Annotated in this window: 18 protein-coding genes and 3 tRNA genes; 7 read left to right on the forward strand and 14 right to left on the reverse strand. The window is 55.1% G+C overall.

Translation table 11 applies throughout. The annotated features are described in order from the left end of the window. The first annotated feature begins 20 nt into the window (after window positions 1–20). Window positions 21–1,499 carry a cryptochrome/photolyase family protein gene (locus ACXAIA_RS20370; RefSeq protein ID WP_475350971.1) on the forward strand — a complete coding sequence of 493 codons (1,479 nt, stop codon included), beginning with the start codon at window positions 21–23 and terminating at the stop codon, window positions 1,497–1,499. Window positions 1,500–1,536: 37 nt separating this feature from the next. On the opposite strand, the gene ACXAIA_RS20375 is transcribed toward ACXAIA_RS20370, so the two are convergent. Then, window positions 1,537–3,084, reverse strand: a complete 1,548-nt coding sequence (locus tag ACXAIA_RS20375) for a CYTH and CHAD domain-containing protein (RefSeq protein WP_475350972.1) — start codon at window positions 3,082–3,084, stop codon at window positions 1,537–1,539. Between the two features lie 417 nt (window positions 3,085–3,501). On the opposite strand from ACXAIA_RS20375, the gene ACXAIA_RS20380 reads away from it, so the two are divergent. Further along, on the forward strand, window positions 3,502–3,948 hold the full coding sequence (locus ACXAIA_RS20380) for a hypothetical protein (protein WP_475350973.1): 447 nt from the start codon (window positions 3,502–3,504) through the stop codon (window positions 3,946–3,948). A gap of 69 nt (window positions 3,949–4,017) precedes the next feature. Here ACXAIA_RS20380 and ACXAIA_RS20385 read toward each other — a convergent pair. The 5 genes from ACXAIA_RS20385 to infA all read right to left on the reverse strand — a co-directional run bounded on the left by ACXAIA_RS20385 (window position 4,018) and on the right by infA (window position 6,765). Further along, window positions 4,018–4,093: transfer RNA gene (locus tag ACXAIA_RS20385), tRNA-Phe, on the reverse strand. 117 nt (window positions 4,094–4,210) lie between these two features. Further along, window positions 4,211–4,411, reverse strand: coding sequence for a DNA gyrase inhibitor YacG (locus tag ACXAIA_RS20390; protein ID WP_475350974.1), 201 nt, complete (start codon window positions 4,409–4,411; stop codon window positions 4,211–4,213). Then, window positions 4,404–5,813 (reverse strand): ribonuclease E/G, encoded by a 1,410-nt coding sequence (locus ACXAIA_RS20395; protein WP_475350975.1) that lies wholly within the window; start codon window positions 5,811–5,813, stop codon window positions 4,404–4,406. Before ACXAIA_RS20395 ends, ACXAIA_RS20390 begins: the two co-directional genes overlap by 8 nt. A gap of 2 nt (window positions 5,814–5,815) precedes the next feature. Further along, a complete protein-coding gene (locus ACXAIA_RS20400) occupies window positions 5,816–6,397 on the reverse strand; it encodes a Maf family protein (RefSeq protein ID WP_475350976.1) in 582 nt (193 codons plus the stop codon). 149 nt (window positions 6,398–6,546) lie between these two features. Next, the gene (gene infA / locus ACXAIA_RS20405; protein WP_007092059.1) at window positions 6,547–6,765 is read right to left on the reverse strand and encodes a translation initiation factor IF-1; all 219 of its coding nucleotides are present in this window, start codon (window positions 6,763–6,765) and stop codon (window positions 6,547–6,549) included. Window positions 6,766–7,018: 253 nt separating this feature from the next. On the opposite strand from infA, the gene ACXAIA_RS20410 reads away from it, so the two are divergent. Next, complete coding sequence (locus ACXAIA_RS20410; protein WP_475350977.1) at window positions 7,019–7,513, forward strand: N-acetyltransferase family protein; 495 nt, start codon at window positions 7,019–7,021, stop codon at window positions 7,511–7,513. Window positions 7,514–7,522: 9 nt separating this feature from the next. On the opposite strand, the gene ACXAIA_RS20415 is transcribed toward ACXAIA_RS20410, so the two are convergent. The 7 genes from ACXAIA_RS20415 to ACXAIA_RS20445 form a co-directional block, all read right to left on the reverse strand. Beyond that, the gene (locus tag ACXAIA_RS20415; protein WP_475350978.1) at window positions 7,523–7,969 is read right to left on the reverse strand and encodes an arsenate reductase ArsC; all 447 of its coding nucleotides are present in this window, start codon (window positions 7,967–7,969) and stop codon (window positions 7,523–7,525) included. A gap of 6 nt (window positions 7,970–7,975) precedes the next feature. Next, complete coding sequence (locus ACXAIA_RS20420) at window positions 7,976–8,452, reverse strand: UPF0262 family protein (protein ID WP_044828074.1); 477 nt, start codon at window positions 8,450–8,452, stop codon at window positions 7,976–7,978. A 43-nt stretch (window positions 8,453–8,495) separates the two neighbouring features. Next, the gene (gene hisD / locus ACXAIA_RS20425; protein WP_475350979.1) at window positions 8,496–9,791 is read right to left on the reverse strand and encodes a histidinol dehydrogenase; all 1,296 of its coding nucleotides are present in this window, start codon (window positions 9,789–9,791) and stop codon (window positions 8,496–8,498) included. After that, window positions 9,781–10,440 (reverse strand): ATP phosphoribosyltransferase, encoded by a 660-nt coding sequence (gene hisG, locus ACXAIA_RS20430; protein WP_475350980.1) that lies wholly within the window; start codon window positions 10,438–10,440, stop codon window positions 9,781–9,783. The genes hisD and hisG overlap by 11 nt, the downstream gene beginning before the upstream one ends. A 46-nt stretch (window positions 10,441–10,486) precedes the next feature. Beyond that, a complete protein-coding gene (gene murA, locus ACXAIA_RS20435) occupies window positions 10,487–11,779 on the reverse strand; it encodes a UDP-N-acetylglucosamine 1-carboxyvinyltransferase (protein ID WP_475346828.1) in 1,293 nt (430 codons plus the stop codon). A gap of 81 nt (window positions 11,780–11,860) precedes the next feature. Further along, on the reverse strand, window positions 11,861–12,415 hold the full coding sequence (dcd, locus tag ACXAIA_RS20440; protein WP_475350981.1) for a dCTP deaminase: 555 nt from the start codon (window positions 12,413–12,415) through the stop codon (window positions 11,861–11,863). Window positions 12,416–12,546: 131 nt separating this feature from the next. After that, complete coding sequence (locus tag ACXAIA_RS20445; protein WP_475350982.1) at window positions 12,547–12,708, reverse strand: hypothetical protein; 162 nt, start codon at window positions 12,706–12,708, stop codon at window positions 12,547–12,549. Window positions 12,709–12,907: 199 nt separating this feature from the next. Between ACXAIA_RS20445 and ACXAIA_RS20450 the strand changes: the two genes are divergently transcribed. Together ACXAIA_RS20450 and ACXAIA_RS20455 are read left to right on the forward strand one after the other, a co-directional pair. Further along, window positions 12,908–12,982: transfer RNA gene (locus ACXAIA_RS20450), tRNA-Thr, on the forward strand. A gap of 27 nt (window positions 12,983–13,009) precedes the next feature. After that, window positions 13,010–13,084 (forward strand) — tRNA-Thr (locus ACXAIA_RS20455). Window positions 13,085–13,197: 113 nt separating this feature from the next. On the opposite strand, the gene ACXAIA_RS20460 is transcribed toward ACXAIA_RS20455, so the two are convergent. Beyond that, the gene (locus tag ACXAIA_RS20460) at window positions 13,198–14,229 is read right to left on the reverse strand and encodes an NAD-dependent epimerase (protein WP_475350983.1); all 1,032 of its coding nucleotides are present in this window, start codon (window positions 14,227–14,229) and stop codon (window positions 13,198–13,200) included. Between the two features lie 234 nt (window positions 14,230–14,463). Between ACXAIA_RS20460 and ACXAIA_RS20465 the strand changes: the two genes are divergently transcribed. Then, window positions 14,464–15,207 (forward strand): putative metalloprotease CJM1_0395 family protein, encoded by a 744-nt coding sequence (locus ACXAIA_RS20465; protein ID WP_475350984.1) that lies wholly within the window; start codon window positions 14,464–14,466, stop codon window positions 15,205–15,207. Window positions 15,208–15,500: 293 nt separating this feature from the next. After that, complete coding sequence (locus ACXAIA_RS20470) at window positions 15,501–16,154, forward strand: response regulator (RefSeq protein WP_475350985.1); 654 nt, start codon at window positions 15,501–15,503, stop codon at window positions 16,152–16,154. Window positions 16,155–16,287 lie beyond the last annotated feature (133 nt).

Below are 16,287 nucleotides of genomic sequence, written 5' to 3' on the forward strand. Positions count from 1 at the left end.
CCAAGCAAGCAGGAAGACAGATGACTGAACGCCCCATCGCGATCATGTGGTTTCGAAACGACCTCCGATTGGCGGACAATCCGGCCCTGTTGGCAGCCATCAAATGGGCCGGGGAACATGATGGCGTTGTGCTTCCCGTCTTTATCCTTGATCCGGTGATTGCTGATCAGTTGGGTGGGGCAACGAAATGGTGGCTCGAAAAAAGCCTGTCAGCGCTGAACAAGGACATCGCCGCACTTGGCGAGACAAAATCCGATCGCGCGCTTCGTCTGTTCAAAGGCGATGCGAAGGCTACTCTGAAAAGCATTGCAGACGAGAAATCTGTTCAGGCGGTGTTCTGGAACCGGCTCTATGACAGGCCGTCAACCGAGCGTGATACAGATATCAAATCAGCCCTGCAGGACCGCGACCTGACCTGTGAAAGCCACAAGGCCAATCTTCTGTTTGAACCGTGGGAGGTCAAAACCGGGCAAGGCACAGATTTCAAGGTCTATAGCCCGTTCTGGCGTGCCTGTCAGAAGCTCCCGACACCGCGCGAACCCCATGCGCCCCCAAAGGCCATGGATGTGTTCAAGGGCGATATTAGCGGGCAAATCAACATTACGGACTTTGATCTGGCTCCAAAGCCTGTTGACTGGGCCGGCGGCCTCGATGAGCGTTTCACCCCGGGCGAACAGGGCGCAAAAGACCAGCTGTTTGATTTTATCGATGATCGGCTTTCGGATTATGCCGATATGCGTGACCGCCCGGATCGTCGCGTGACGTCCGAGCTCTCCCCGCATCTGCGCTTTGGTGAAATCAGCCCCTATCAGGTCTGGCATGCCGCCAACCACCATGCCGATGCCAATCCCGGCAAAGGCAAGACCGCATCGAAATTCATTGCCGAGCTCGGTTGGCGGGAATTCGCCCATCACATCCTGTTTCACGCCACAGACCTGCGCGCTGTCCCCTTGCAAGGGCAGTTCAAGCATTTCCCGTGGTCAGAGGACGCAAAGGGATTGGGTGCCTGGCAGAAGGGCAAAACGGGCTTCCCGATTGTTGATGCCGGCATGCGCGAACTTTGGCACACCGGTTATATGCATAACCGGGTGCGGATGATTGTCGGCTCCATCCTTGTGAAACATCTTCTGATCCACTGGTCCGAAGGCCTCGCATGGTTTGACGACACGCTTGTCGATGCCTGCCCGGCCAACAATCCGTTTTCATGGCAATGGATTGGCGGATGCGGGGCCGATGCCGCCCCCTATTTCCGAATTTTCAATCCGGTGCTTCAGGGTGAAAAGTTCGACCCCAAGGGCGATTACGTCCGCCAATGGGTACCGGAACTGCGCGACATGCCAGAGCAATACATTCACAAGCCCTGGGAAGCTTCCCCGCTCATCCTCAAGGCCGCTGGCGTAACGTTGGGCAAAACCTACCCCGAACCGCTGATAGGGCTTAAGGAAGGCCGTGAACGGGCGCTTAGCGCCTATCAGGATATGAAAAAGGCTGCCGGTTAACCCGACAGCCTTGATAGTCCGTGCAAGTGCGTCTGCGCTATTTCCAGAAGACTTTCTGATCCATGAAGTCATGCATCGCGTCCTCGATCCCTTCAAGGCGATGATCCGCACGCGCCCCGAACCAGCCGGAAATCAGCCCGACAGCGATCATGCCGTCTTTTGAAAGCTGCGGTGACAACGCCATCAATCGTTCCTCTGCCACTGCGGCGTCCTGAAGCTGGCCCAAGATTTCCTGCATGGTGGTCAGTTTGGATCTGAACTTTTTGACCTTTTTCGCCCCATAGATGGCACCGAAAAACTCTGTCCCGTAACGCATCTGTTTGACATCAAGACGCAGCGCATGCAGTTGCGGTGTGGTTAGGTGCGCCACATGGTCTCCGCGCTTGGTCACACGTTTATAGGCCTGCTCCAGAAGGGGCTCGGCCATTTCCGAAACCGGTGCCGCCATCGCCTTCATCTGCGCGGCACTCGCCCCGGAGGCCCATCGGGAATAGCTGGCCCAAGCGCCTAGCAGCAACAGCAACTGCCCATATTCCGGCTCATCAAGCATCTTGTGCGCAGAAGATAGCGCTGCTGCGCGCTGTTTTTCCGCCGCCTTACGGAGCTCAGCCATGCCCGCATGGTCAGGGAAACGGGCTTCGATCATCGGAAGTGTTTCGCTCAGGAACACATCCCAATCGCGCAGCCCATTCAGTCGCTTGCTGCAATGTTTAAGCAAGCGGCGCAGCAAAACGGCTTCACCAGCAGGCAGATTTTTCTTGAACAGATTAAGGGCAACCCGCAGACGGCGCATACCGACCCGCATCTGATGGCAGCCTTCGATATCAAGATCCTGCCGCACGCAAATCTCGTTACTGAGAATCATGCGAAGCCCTTCGGCAATCACTGCGCGAAAGGCGGTTTCGGCTGACATATCAGCACTTAGTTCAACCGCGGCGGAGCGAAATGCACCGGGGCCCTTACCGAGATAAAGATCACGTCCGCGGGACGCCTTGGAACGCATACTGAGCAACAGCGGCACGGTGCGTTGCAGCTCAAGGGCCAGATCAAAAAGGGCCGCCGGATGACCTTCCTTGAGCTCGAACTCGACCTCGGAGATCGGCACCTCTTTCTCGCCAGAGCGCACAACACCCTGATCAATGGCCAGTTCCATCACCGCATCACGATAGGTCAGATCCACCGCGCCGCGCTTGAGGTCGCTTTCAAAGATGCGAGCGATCTGCTTTTTCTTCACAAACTTCTTGAGAAGCTTTTTGACGTCCTTGTCGGTGAAGCGATCAAGATCGAGCACACCTTCTTCAAGCTCAACCGTCCATTCATTGCGTTCAGGAAGCGCTTCACGCAGGCCATTGGTTGCCTTGACGGTCTGCTCCCAGCCCTTGTAGCCCTTTTTGCGCAGGCGGACAGCCAGCCCTTTCTCAGCCAGCGAGAGTTTCGGCGTGTCATGATAGATAGAGACAAGGTGGGTGGTTTCCAGACGACGGCCTTCCTTCACCTCGCGCAGAACCGGCGCGCTTTTGAGGCGCGCGACATGTTTTGGATCGATGCGAAGTTTGAGTTCGATCTCGATCTGCTTCTCGGCCATCTGGTTCCCCTAAGCGAGTTATTATCACAGCGCGGCATACGCTGCTCCGCCACCAAGTAGTAACCAATTTTATGTTTCAGCGGGTTGAAACACGAAGCGGGATTGATGGTAGCGGAATGTAAAATTTTCGCAACAAAAGGCAGAAACGCCCCCAAAATCAAGCCTTAAAAGACCAATCAATACTTTGCTCAAGCGCCTGTTTTCATTTGAAAACAAATTGGCTGGATCAGGTTCATTTAGCGCAGCTTGTTTGCAAATATCTTACCCATTCACACGTGCAACCATCTGTATCAAGCTATTGATGCGGCGGCGATTCTGGACGATTGCAGCGCAATAAAGTGATAGCAGTAACGTGGCGTTTGCGAATTGCGTTATGTCAGCTAAAGTCGGTGCAAATCAACCTGCCAGAGGGCAAAGATGCTTACCCAACCCCGGACATTGAAAACAGCCCTGATCATGGGGATCGCCCTTTTGATGGGCGGTTGCGAAACCACCCCGGAAATCAGTTACGACGCATGGCAGGCCAAACAAGCGCAGTCAGAAGAAGCTGTGCGCTTCACCACCAACAAGACGGTCAAAATCAATCTGAACTGGTCACGCATCGGCCCGTTTTCACGCTATGACACCAAGCTTCGCGCCAATGCCTTTGGCGGCATGATTGACATCTATGGTGCCCAGACCTGCCTTGGCAAATTCGTCCGCGACGACCGGCTGGCGCCTGCGCATGGCTGGTGGGAACTGATTTGCCCGGATGACAGCTACGCCGCCGGGAACTTCCGCCTGACCGAACAGGGAAGCATGCAGGGGTTCGGCACTTCGAGCAACGAAGAGAAAGTCACCTTTGATCTGCCAATCGGCGATTAGCATGTAACTCGGGCAAGCTGAAAAACAAAAAACCCGGCCAGAAGGCCGGGTTTTTTGGCTACCGAAAGATGGTGCCCAGGGGCGGACTCGAACCACCGACACGCGGATTTTCAGTCCACTGCTCTACCAACTGAGCTACCTGGGCAAATCCGACTTTCGTCTCCGTTTCCGGAGTGTTCCCTGCGGAACGAGCGGGGTTATACAAACTCCTTTGGGGCTTGTCCAGCCTCAAATCGCATTTTTTTTGTGATCCCGCTTGGCGTTAAAATTCTTCTTCATCTTCAAGGTCTTCGAGATACTCTGGCGGCTCGCTGGCGGGGATGGCGTAGCTTTCGTTCATCCATTTGCCAAGGTCACGATCCGCACAGCGTTTCGAGCAAAACGGCTTGTATTTTTCATCAACCGGTTTACCACAAACCACGCAGTCGGAGCTGACTGTTTTCGTTGTCTTTTTCTCACTCATGCTCGTTTTTCTCCAACCGATAGGCATCGTTTTCAAGGGCCGGGTCCGCAATAATTTTCGGCATAGCCCCAAACGCATTTGTCAGAATCTGGATCGCATTGGCCCTGTTGGCAAGGACCGTTGACATCCCGGGGCTGACCGATAGATTGACCGCGCCCGCCATTCCATTTCGACTTTGCACCACAACAGCGCGCAACACTGAATTCAGCGCTGCCTCTGGCAAAAGCGGGAATTGTTCCAGTTTGGCAAACAGGACCGCGTGAAGCGATTCGCCCGCGCGCTGACGACTGAATTCATAAAGACCCAATCGCGTGAAGCCGCCAATCTGAACCGCACCATCCAGTTCGCGGCCAAAGGCGTCCCGAATTGCCGCATCGAATTTGTCGCGCCCGGCGCGTGATTTCATGCGAAGCGGGTCAATCACCACAAGACCGCCAATATTGCGCAACCGGATTTGATGCACGATCTCTTTTGCGGCACGCAGGTTAACCTCGACCGCGCGGGCTTCACTATCACGGCCAGCCTCTGCCCCGGCGGCATTGACATCAATCGCGCAAAGGGCAGTTGCCATATCCATCGCGATCCAGCCACCGCCTTGCAGCTCAACACGCGGGGCCAAAGCGGCAGCTATTTCGTCCTCAACATCCTGATCGTCAAACAGCAGACGGCTTCCGACATGACGTGAAAGACCATCATCGGGTTTCCCCAGCATGGTCGGCAATCCGCGCAACCGCACGAATTCATCAGTACCATCCACGATGCATTCGCCGCCGGCCATCAGATGGCGTTCTATGACCTGATCGGTTTCCGACTGGGCCTTGCTGACCAATTTGGGCTTGGACCCCTCATACAGGGCCTTCTGGGCCTTTTGCCATTGCGCTTTCAGAAGTTTGTATTCAGCGCTGATCGCATCAAGCGTCCAGTCGAGTGCGACGGAACGTAACATGATGCCGTCTTCATCCGCTTGCAAAGAACTCAGCAAATCCTGCAGTTCGGTGCGGCGTTTCTCATCCTTGAGCTTGCGCGGCAGTTCGATATGGTTTGCGGCAGGGCGCAGGATCATACCAACACCTTCGATCGCGATCCGGCCGGTAAGCTTCACCCCTTTATCCTCAAAACCAAGGCGCGAAATCTGTACCAGAACCCACTGCCCTTCATGCAGTGGGCCATTATGGCGATCAAAGGGGAGAAGTCCGTCAGGGATGCCATCAAGAGCGACCATCGCCGCAGCCATTTCCGGCATCAGTTTGGAAACACGGCCAAGATGGATGTCAAAACGTGCGGGGCCACCGCGATCAATCCACAGGCGGCTCAGACGATCATTTTCGATCAGGGCAACCCGGCGCTCAAGCGCGACAGCGTCAATCAGCAGGCGGGAGTGATGGGTGCCGCCAACTGCCATGATCAAACCTCTTTGGGGCTGTAGCCAAGGCCGCGCAGAAGACCATCCACCTCGCACAGCGACAGTCCGACGACGTTGGAATAGGATCCCGAAATGGCCTTCACAAAGGTCGCGGCAAAGCCCTGGATGGCATAAGCCCCTGCCTTGCCCTGCCACTCATCATGGGACAGATAGCGGTTGAGGTCGTCCTGCCCGAGGGTGCGGAATTTCACCTGTGTCTCAATCACGCGCGAGCGTTCTGTGCCATCAGGCGCAATCACGCACATGCCGCCATACACACGGTGGCGTCGCCCGGACAGGAGGGTGAGGAACTTGCGCGCTTCGTCAATATCTTCGGCCTTGCCAAGCGCACGTCGGCCGCACGCAACCACTGTATCCGCCGCAAGCACAAAAGCCCCGCCATTGCTTTTGGCAACGGCACGGGCTTTTTCCTCCGCAAGGCGAAGGGCCAGGCGGCGTGGGCTTTCATCCGAATGGGGCGTTTCATCGATATCTGCGGGAACGACCTGATCTGGCACAATTCCGATCTGCGCAAGCAGCTCAAGACGGCGCGGCGATGCAGATGCCAGTATCAGTTTCGACAAGATGCGGCTCCCGGATATCCGTTCCCAGACCGTTTCAATCCAAATGTGACGAATACTCACATTTACAAGCAGGCAGCAAAATGCACCCTGACGGCAAAGGTAAACGCCCCGCCAGACAAGGTCAATTTGCGCGTGGTCTTGGTTTCAGATTACTTGAAACGGAAGGTGATACGACCTTTGGTCAGGTCATAAGGGGTCATTTCGACGCTGACACGGTCACCTGCGAGAACACGGATACGGTTCTTGCGCATTTTGCCCGAGGTGTGGGCAAGGATTTCGTGGTCATTGTCCAGCTTCACGCGAAACATCGCATTGGGCAGAAGTTCAACGACGGTGCCCTGAAACTCGATAACGTCTTCTTTAGCCATGTGACTCCTAGCTTTCGTATTGCAATATCAAAATACCGGTGGGCCGCAAACTGCTCTGAACCGGGCAAAAGGTCAAGTCCTTTCACGTCCAAAGCAGGGCGTTACAGCACTGCGTTAAACGAATAGCGTGGTTACTGCGTCACCAATTCGACCTGAAACAGATCAGGTAAAACAACACTGGCGCCGCCCTTTCCCAATGCCGACTTGCCCCTTAAGATGCGGGTTGATCCTGACTTCTTGTGAAAGCCACCACATGACCACTCCTCATACCACTGAAATACGCCTTGCAGAACGTTCTGACGCACCGGCACTCCATGCCATGATTTGCGAGATCGGCAAGGCCACAGGATGCGCGGACAAAATTGCCAGTTCGCCCGATGATCTGGCACGGGATGGCTTTGGCGAAGATCGCGCATTTGATGCCCTGATTGCCATTGCCGATGACACGCCGGTGGCCATGTGCCTGTTTTTCGCGAGCTATTCGACATTTCGCGGACGGGCCGGGCTTTATATTCAGGACCTTTACGTCGCCCCAAGCCATCGCGGTGGCGGCTTTGCCAAGCGTTTGGTCGGGGCCGTTGCCAAGCACGCCTATGCAAGCGGAAAGTCCTATATCCGCCTGTCGGTCGATGCGGAAAACATGATTGGCCAGCGGTTTTATGAGAAGCTTGGCATGCGGCATGCCGATGATGAGAAAATCTATGTTTTGGACGGTGTCGCGTTCGATGCGCTTGCCGGTTCAGACTAACCCGCGCGGTCAAACGTTTGGTGCCGGACCAATCGGGAAACGATCGAGGATGCGTTTTTTGATCTGATCACGCACCTGACGATAGGCTTCAAGACGGGTTTCACGCGAACCTTCGACAATCGTGGCATCAAAGGTGTTCCAGAATTCCACATCACAGGCCATGGTGCGGGTCATTTCAACCGCGCGGTGCTGGGCTTCCGGGGACATGGTGATGATCAGATCAAAGAAGCCGTCTTCAAGCTGATCAAAGGTTTTTGAATTGTATGAGGAAATATCAAGACCGATTTCCTCCATCACTGTCACGGCAAACCCATCAAGGTCGCCAGCACGCACCCCACAACTTTCAACATAGATGCGGGTTCCGTGATAGTGACGCATCAGGGCAGCAGCCATTACCGAACGCACGGCATTGTAGCTGCAGGCAAAAAGAACCGAGCCGGGAAGTTCTTCTGCCACCGTGCCTTAACCCCGGATGTGAAGGACACAAATCAGCGTAAACAGGCGACGGGCCGTATTTTCATCAATCGTCACCTTGTCGGCCAAAAGTTCACGCAGCTGTTCGGAGCCTTCGTTGTGAAGACCGCGACGCGCCATATCGATGGTTTCGATCTGCGCCGCACTGGCCTTTTTGATGGCGTCATAATAGCTTTCGCAGATCATGAAATAGTCTTTGACGATCCGGCGAAACGGCGAAAGCGGCACGGGAATGGTGGTCAGGTTTTCGGTATCGTCATCGCCACGCACATCCATATAGATGCGGTTATCCTCGATGCGCATATGGACCGAATACGGTCCTTCAAACCCGCCTGCCGGTTCGAAATGGTTTTCTTCCAGCAGGTCATAGATCGCCACCGCCTGCTCGTGCTCGACCTCAGGACGGCGCCGTACCTTGTATTTCTCGTCAAGATAGATACCGGCAATACACTGGTTTTCTGCCATGGCTCTCTCGCTCCGGTCCCCTCACACGCTGCATCGCAACAGCTTACATCTGGTTTGAGCGGACCGCTACCGAAAGTCCATGTGCCTGCAGACCTTCGCTTTCTGCAAGGGCGATGGCAGCCGGGCCGATCTTTGCCAGACTTTCGGGTGTGCACTTGATCAGCGATGACCGCTTGATGAAGTCCAGAACCCCAAGGCCGGACGAGAACCGCGCCGAACGCGCCGTTGGCAGGACATGGTTCGGCCCGGCAACATAGTCGCCAATGGCTTCGGGGGTATAACGGCCCAGGAAAATCGCACCGGCATGGTGAATGTCTTCTGCCAGTGCGTCCGGGTCGTCTACCGCCAGCTCCAGATGTTCCGGCGCGATCCGATCCACAAGGGCCGGAGCCTGCGACAGATTTTCGACCAAAACAATTGCACCAAAGTCGCGCCAGCTTGCCCCTGCGATTTCTGCGCGCGGCAGCGTTTCAAGATGCGCATCAATCGCTACCTGCACCTGATCAGCAAAGCCTGCGTCATCGGTAATCAGGATCGATTGTGCCACCGGGTCATGCTCGGCCTGCGACAGAAGATCGGCGGCTACCCAGCTTGCATCATTGCTGCCATCCGCAACGACAAGGATTTCCGACGGCCCGGCGATCATATCAATGCCGACTTGGCCAAATACACGACGCTTGGCAGCGGCGACAAACGCATTACCCGGACCGACAATCTTGTCGACCGGCTTGATGGTTTCCGTCCCATAAGCAAGGGCTGCCACGGCCTGTGCACCGCCAATCCGATAAATCTCGTCAACGCCAGCAATGCTGGCTGCGGCCAGAACCAGCGGGTTCATTTTGTTATCCGGGGTCGGCACGACCATGACAAGGCGCTTCACACCGGCAACCTTCGCCGGAATGGCATTCATCAGAACCGATGACGGATAGGACGCCAAACCACCGGGCACATAAAGGCCCGCGGCAGACACCGCCCGCCAGCGCCAGCCAAGCTCGACACCACTTTCATCGGTGTAGCGTTCATCCGCTGGCATCTGCTTGTCGTGGTAGGCGCGAATGCGCTCTGCTGCCAGTTCCAACGATTTCAAAAGGTCGGGATGAATATCGGCAACGGCCAGGTCCACTTCGGCGGCAGTCACTACCATACCGGATGCATCGATGTTCAGGCGGTCAAAGCGGTTGGTATATTCACAAACGGCTTCGTCACCGCGCGACCGGACATCGGCAATGATGTTGGCAACAGCCGTATCGACATCGGCATCCGATTCCCGCTTCATGCCCAGAAGCTTGACGAAATCTTCCTCGAAACTTTTGTCCGTGATGGAAAGCTTAAGCGTCATTGAGCACCTCGGAGAAACTGTCAATCCACGGCTGGATTTCGGTCGGGCGGGTTTTGAGCGCGGCACGGTTGACGATCAGACGCGATGTTACATCGGCAACATGTTCGATTTCACGCAAACCATTGGCCTTCAGCGTATTGCCCGTGGAGACAAGGTCAACGATACGGCGGCACAGACCAAGTGTTGGGGCGAGTTCCATCGCACCATTCAGCTTGATGCATTCGGCCTGTACGCCGCGCTTGGCGAAATGGGTGCGCGTGATGTTGGGATATTTGGTCGCGACCCGAACATGCGACCATCGCGACGGATCATCGCCTTCGATCATTTCTTCGGGTTCGGCGACAGCAATCCGGCAATGACCGATATTGAGGTCGAGCGGCGCATAGATATCCGGGTAATCAAATTCCATCAGGACATCATTGCCACAGACACCGATATGGGCCGCGCCAAAGGCCACGAAGGTTGCGACGTCAAAGCTGCGCACACGAATGATATCGATATGCGGATGGTTGGTAGAGAACCGAAGCGCACGGGATTTCGGATCATCAAATGCCGCTTCGGGTTCGATCCCGGCGGATCGTACCAGTGGCATCACCTCGTCAAGAATGCGCCCCTTGGGCAGGGCAAGCACCAGCTTTTCGTCACTCATCAATCAATCGCCTTACGCGTTTTTCAGTTATCCGGTCGCCTTGATATCAGGCCGGAACCCGGACACGTTCGATCTGCGCCCCGCAGGAGCTCAGTTTTTCTTCAAGCCGCTCATAACCACGGTCGAGATGGTAAACACGGTTAATAACCGTCTCACCCTCGGCTGCCAAGCCCGCAAGCACCATCGAAACCGACGCACGCAGATCGGTTGCCATAACCTCGGCCCCCGACAGTTTCGCAGAGCCTCGTACAATCGCCGAACGGCCATGGACGTTGACATCAGCACCCATGCGGCTCAGTTCCGGCACATGCATGAAGCGATTTTCAAAAATCGTCTCGGTGATCATGGACGCACCGTTGGCAACCGACATCAGCGCCATGAACTGCGCCTGCATATCGGTCGGAAAGCCGGGATAGGGCTCGGTCATGACATCAACGCCCTTAAGCGTCGCGCGGTTACCGCGCACCTTCATGCCGTCTTCGGTTTCTTCGACCTCGACACCGGCTTCGCGCATCGCATCAACAAGGCTGTCGATAAGCTCAAGACGCGTGCCGGTAAGCTCGATTTCGCCACCGGTGATGGCGGCGGCAATCGCATAGGTGCCGGTTTCAATCCGGTCCGGCACGACGGAATATTCCGCGCCATGCAAACGCGGTTTGCCGGTTACTTTCAGGGTGTCGGTGCCAATGCCTTCGATCTCGGCACCCATGGCGACAAGGCAGTGGGCCAGGTCGGAAACCTCGGGTTCGCGCGCGGCATTACCAATCGTAACCACACCATCTGCAAGCGAAGCTGCCATCAGGGCGTTTTCCGTCGCCCCAACAGAGACCTGCGGGAACAGGATGTGTCCGCCCTTGAGGCCCTCGGGTGCGCGGGCTTCGATATAGCCCTCCGTCAGATGGATTTCCGCACCCATGGCCTCAAGCGCCTTAAGATGTAGGTCAACCGGCCGGTTACCGATCGCGCAGCCACCGGGCAACGACACGCGCGCAACACCACAGCGCGCAACTATCGGGCCCAGCACCAGAACAGATGCGCGCATTTTGCGCACCAGATCGTACGGTGCAGTGGTCGAGGTGATTTCCTTGGCGGTCATTTCCAGAACGCGGCCATTATGTCCGCCATTGGGTGCATGCCCGTTCAGATGCAACGCCACACCGTGCTGGGCCAGAAGATTGGCCATCGAGGTGATATCTGCCAGATGCGGCAGGTTCGAAAGGGTCAGCGTTTCATCAGTCAGAAGGGCCGCTGCCATCAAGGGCAAAGCCGCGTTTTTGGCACCGCCGATTGCAATTTTGCCCTGCAGCCGGCGACCACCGGAAATCTTGATCTTGTCCATTCAGTCCTCTTTGTGCTGTGCGCTTTGGCACAGCGAACGCGTGTCTTGGCAGCTCACCACCAGATTTGTGCCATCCCTTTATCACAGGCGCGGCAATGTGACACCTTTTTGGCCCATATATTTCCCTGCGCGATCCGCATAGGAGGTCTCGCATTCACTTTCCGCATTGAGGAAAATGAACTGACAGGCCCCTTCATTGGCATAGATGCGCGCCGGAAGCGGTGTTGTGTTGGAAAACTCAAGCGTCACATGCCCTTCCCATTCCGGTTCAAGCGGCGTGACATTGACGATGATGCCGCAACGGGCATAGGTCGATTTCCCCAGACAGATCACCAGCGTGTCACGCGGGATGCGGAAATATTCGACGGTGCGCGCCAGCGCAAAGCTGTTGGGCGGGATCACACAGACATCGGTCTTGCGATTGACAAACCCGTCATCGGAAAATTCCTTGGGATCGACAATAGCCGAGTCGACATTGGTGAAAATCTTGAACTCGTCGGCAACGCGGGCGTCATAGCCATATGAGCTGACACCATAGGAAATCACACCGTCGCGTTTGAAACCGTCAACGAACGGTTCGATCATGCCTTTTTCTTGCGCCATCTGGCGTATCCAGTGATCCGGTCTTACCGACATAGTGTCACCCCTGTTTTTGCGAAAATCCCAACCGCGTTCAGCACCCACGGTTTTACCCGCCCGTTAGCATCAAGATCAACCAAACGATGCGCGTGCCGACGATTGTGGAGATGAAAAAACAACTACTGAGATCAGTCGTCGCTTTTTTTGTTCTTGTCCGATCCGTTTTGATCGCTCTTGCGCGTGCGCTGCTGTTGCTTGCGCTTGGCCAGATTGGCGCGCAAAGCTTCGGCTTCGCGCTGCAAACGTTCCTCGTTCACGGCCGGGCGCATATCAGATTTCTTGGCAGTCATGGTGTCGTCACGGTTCCGTTTGAATTTCCGGGTTGATCAATTGGCCCGTTATAAAACAGCACGCGAAAAATTACAGCCGATCTTGACGAAAACAGGGCGAAAAGCCGTGATGTGCAAACAATCGAAAAACTTCGCGTAATTCAGGCTTGACCAATTACGGATACGTGGCCTATAACCCGCCCGCACCGCAAGGGCTCATGCTGCTGTAGCTCAGGGGTAGAGCACTCCCTTGGTAAGGGAGAGGCCGGGAGTTCAAATCTCCCCAGCAGCACCATTGCCCACCGGTCAGCCTGTTTATCGGGCTGCTGTAGCTCAGGGGTAGAGCACTCCCTTGGTAAGGGAGAGGCCGGGAGTTCAAATCTCCCCAGCAGCACCATTTTCCAAATACATTTCAGATCAATCGTTGCAATCCCGCACCTTGAATGATGCGAGATGCTTTGGCGTTGATTTTTTGATCGTTGCCTTACCCTTTGTGGCAAGACGCGCTTTCTAGCCGTAGAAAGCGCGATACCACTCTACGAAGTTGCCGATGCCGGTTTCAATCGAGGTGGCCGGTTTGAAGCCAACAGCATCGGTCAGCGCATCGACATCGGCATAGGTTTCCGGTACGTCCCCATCCTGCATCGGCAGCATGTTTTTCTCGGCCGTCTTGCCAAGCGCCTTTTCGATCGTCTCGATCATGTACATCAGCTCGACCGGACTGTTATTGCCGATGTTAAACACCCGATAGGGTGCAGAGCTGGTTGCGGGATCAGGTTTGGCCGAATTCCAGTCCGGATTGGGCTGGGCAACCGTCGAGATGCAGCGATAGACGCCTTCGACGATGTCATCGATATAGGTGAAATCGCGGCGCATCTTGCCTTGGTTAAAGACATTGATCGGTTTACCTTCAAGGATTGCCTTGGTGAACAGGAACAATGCCATGTCCGGACGCCCCCAGGGACCATACACAGTAAAAAAGCGCAGACCTGTCGTCGGCAGGCGATAAAGATGGCTATAGGTGTGCGCCATCAGTTCGTTGGCCTTTTTGGACGCCGCATAGAGGCTGATCGGATGGTCAACGTTGTGGTGCACGGAAAATGGCATTTCCGTATTCATGCCATAGACCGAACTGCTTGATGCGTAGACCAGATGCTTCACATTGTTGTGGCGGCATCCTTCAAGGATATTCGTGAAACCAACAAGGTTCACATCAATATAAGCGTGCGGATTTTCGATCGAATAACGCACCCCAGCCTGGGCTGCCAGATTAACCACGTAGGTCGGCTTTTCAGTGGCGAACAGATCGGCAATGCCTTCCCGGTTTGCAAGGTCCATGCGAACAAACTTGTAACCGGGCTTTCCTTCCAAACGTGCGAGGCGTGCCTCTTTCAGGTTAACGTCGTAATAGTCATTGACGTTATCGAGCCCGACGACAGTCGCTCCTTGCTCCAGCAATTTCAGGCAAAGATGGGAACCGATAAAACCGGCAGCACCGGTGACAAGTACCTTTTCATTGGCCGGAATGATAAAGTCGGACATGCGTGTCGAAATTCCTGAATAAAGTGCACTGTAAGGCGTTTGCCGCGCCCATGGAAAATTCGGGAATTCTGATACCAGCAAGGGTGCAATTGCGCAAGCCATCAACCTTTACAACAGAGGCGCAAGACACCAGATAATCGCAAAGGTGTTACAACCCGAGACTCCGGAAAGCTTTTCTGATATCTTCGGATTGGTTCACATGTTGCTTCAAGGCGCACTACGACGTAGAGACACATGATTTCAGTTGATCAAACCATAGCCAACCCGAATGGGGGCGGACTGGGCGTTATCCTGAATGTTCGGGAAATCGCGCAAACCGCTGATGGGCGTGTTTTGGCCGAATATGAAGCTGTCGAAGTCCAGCGCCAAAGCACAAACGCAACATCCACTTCTCCTTACGCGATTGCCGGTGCCGGGTCCGACGGATCCCGCACACGCATTGTCGATCCGCGTACCTTGACCGAAGCACAGGCTGTTGCAGGTGGCGTGAGCCGTGCGGAGTATCGCGAAGCGCGCGAGACCAGTGCGGAAAACGACAACAACCAGAATGGCGTTTCTGCAGGCCGCGACCTTGATCCGGCTGAGGAAGCCGTGGTTAATCAGCTGCGTGCACGGGATTCTGCTGTTCGACAGGAAGAACAGGCGCATGCTGCCGCCGCAGGTTCTTATGGTTCTGCCCCGCAATATACCTATCAGATCGGTCCGGACGGCAATGCATACGCCATCGGCGGACATGTTGACGTAAGTGTTTCGACTTCTGGCAGTGCCGCAGACCGGGATCGTGCGCTCGCAACGTTGCAGAATGCAGCCCTTGCACCCAATGCGCCGTCAGGGGCCGATATGGCTGCCTTCCGTCAGGCCAGCCTGCAAAGAGCAACCAGTGATAGCAGTGACATCGTCGACACTACCAAAGAATCCGCGCAAAACGGTGTCACAGCTCGAAACGATGTGCAGCAAAACATCTCCATTACCGTGTAAATTTGCACCGCACGGTTCTTTCTGACCTCCAGATATACTATTCAACATGCGGCAAAACACTTACCCTTGTGTCAAGATACCTATTCACCTGGACAGGTAAGCCTATCAAAAACTATCCTGCCGTTTGACAGGGGCACGGTTTTGTTGAATGCTGCGCTCGCGTCCGGGGGGGACGCTTGGATTGAAAATATCAAAATCGCGCGAAACCGTATTGCTATTGCGGATCGCGTTTCCGAGGTCACTCGTCCCATTTTTTGTAGTGAGCTTTGGACAAGAACAGGTACGGCATAAAAATGAACATCCTGCTAGCAGACGATCACGATCTCGTCAGAGACGGGATCACTTCCTTCCTAAAACTCGCAGCGCCGGAAGTTGAAGTCGCGCAGGCGAAAGACTTCGCAGAAGCACTTGCCGTCGTGGACGGAGAAGGCAATGTCGATTTGACAATCCTTGATTTGAACATGCCCGGCATGAATGGATTGTCCGGTTTGACCGTCATGCGTCAGAAGCACCCGGAAATTCCGGTGGTCATTCTTTCGGGTTCAGTCAAACGGAGCGACGTTCTGAATGCGCTTGAACATGGTGCGTCTGGCTACCTGCCCAAGACGCTTTCAGGCAAATCCCTGATCAACGCTCTGCGCTTGATCCTGTCGGGCGAAAAATACATTCCGTCCGCATTGCTTGAAGACGATGGCACGCAATTTCGCCCGGGCGAAATTGATCTAGAAGGTCTCGCACCCGACAATCCCCTGCGTCAGTTGACCAACCGTGAACGTGAAGTTCTTGGTCTTCTGACCAAAGGCTTGTCAAACAAGGAAATCGCCAAACAGCTGACGGTTCGTGAGATCACCGTTAAGGTGCACTTGACGGGCATTTTCAAGAAGCTTGGTGCAGCCAACCGAACACAAGCGGTCAAGATTGCCATGCAGTTGGGCTGGGAAGCCTGATCGCAACCAATCACGGCCAAAAGATCAAAGCCCGGCGGATCGCCGGGCTTATACATTGAGAGGCAGAAGGATTTGTTATGATCCTTCTGCCTCTTTTGTTTGAACGGGTGGTGGCCACCACCCGTTCACGGTG

The organism is Thalassospira sp. ABL2_045 (assembly GCF_056161285.1).

Bases quoted from the DNA above. Each gene is read 5' to 3' on its own strand.
- ACXAIA_RS20370 (WP_475350971.1), top strand. From the start codon at position 21: ATGACTGAACGCCCCATCGCGATCATGTGGTTTCGAAACGACCTCCGA.
- ACXAIA_RS20375 (WP_475350972.1), bottom strand. From the start codon at position 3,084: ATGGCCGAGAAGCAGATCGAGATCGAACTCAAACTTCGCATCGATCCA.
- ACXAIA_RS20380 (WP_475350973.1), top strand. From the start codon at position 3,502: ATGCTTACCCAACCCCGGACATTGAAAACAGCCCTGATCATGGGGATC.
- ACXAIA_RS20390 (WP_475350974.1), bottom strand. From the start codon at position 4,411: ATGAGTGAGAAAAAGACAACGAAAACAGTCAGCTCCGACTGCGTGGTT.
- ACXAIA_RS20395 (WP_475350975.1), bottom strand. From the start codon at position 5,813: ATGGCAGTTGGCGGCACCCATCACTCCCGCCTGCTGATTGACGCTGTC.
- infA (WP_007092059.1), bottom strand. From the start codon at position 6,765: ATGGCTAAAGAAGACGTTATCGAGTTTCAGGGCACCGTCGTTGAACTT.
- ACXAIA_RS20410 (WP_475350977.1), top strand. From the start codon at position 7,019: ATGACCACTCCTCATACCACTGAAATACGCCTTGCAGAACGTTCTGAC.
- ACXAIA_RS20420 (WP_044828074.1), bottom strand. From the start codon at position 8,452: ATGGCAGAAAACCAGTGTATTGCCGGTATCTATCTTGACGAGAAATAC.
- hisD (WP_475350979.1), bottom strand. From the start codon at position 9,791: ATGACGCTTAAGCTTTCCATCACGGACAAAAGTTTCGAGGAAGATTTC.
- hisG (WP_475350980.1), bottom strand. From the start codon at position 10,440: ATGAGTGACGAAAAGCTGGTGCTTGCCCTGCCCAAGGGGCGCATTCTT.
- murA (WP_475346828.1), bottom strand. From the start codon at position 11,779: ATGGACAAGATCAAGATTTCCGGTGGTCGCCGGCTGCAGGGCAAAATT.
- dcd (WP_475350981.1), bottom strand. From the start codon at position 12,415: ATGTCGGTAAGACCGGATCACTGGATACGCCAGATGGCGCAAGAAAAA.
- ACXAIA_RS20445 (WP_475350982.1), bottom strand. From the start codon at position 12,708: ATGACTGCCAAGAAATCTGATATGCGCCCGGCCGTGAACGAGGAACGT.
- ACXAIA_RS20460 (WP_475350983.1), bottom strand. From the start codon at position 14,229: ATGTCCGACTTTATCATTCCGGCCAATGAAAAGGTACTTGTCACCGGT.
- ACXAIA_RS20465 (WP_475350984.1), top strand. From the start codon at position 14,464: ATGATTTCAGTTGATCAAACCATAGCCAACCCGAATGGGGGCGGACTG.
- ACXAIA_RS20470 (WP_475350985.1), top strand. From the start codon at position 15,501: ATGAACATCCTGCTAGCAGACGATCACGATCTCGTCAGAGACGGGATC.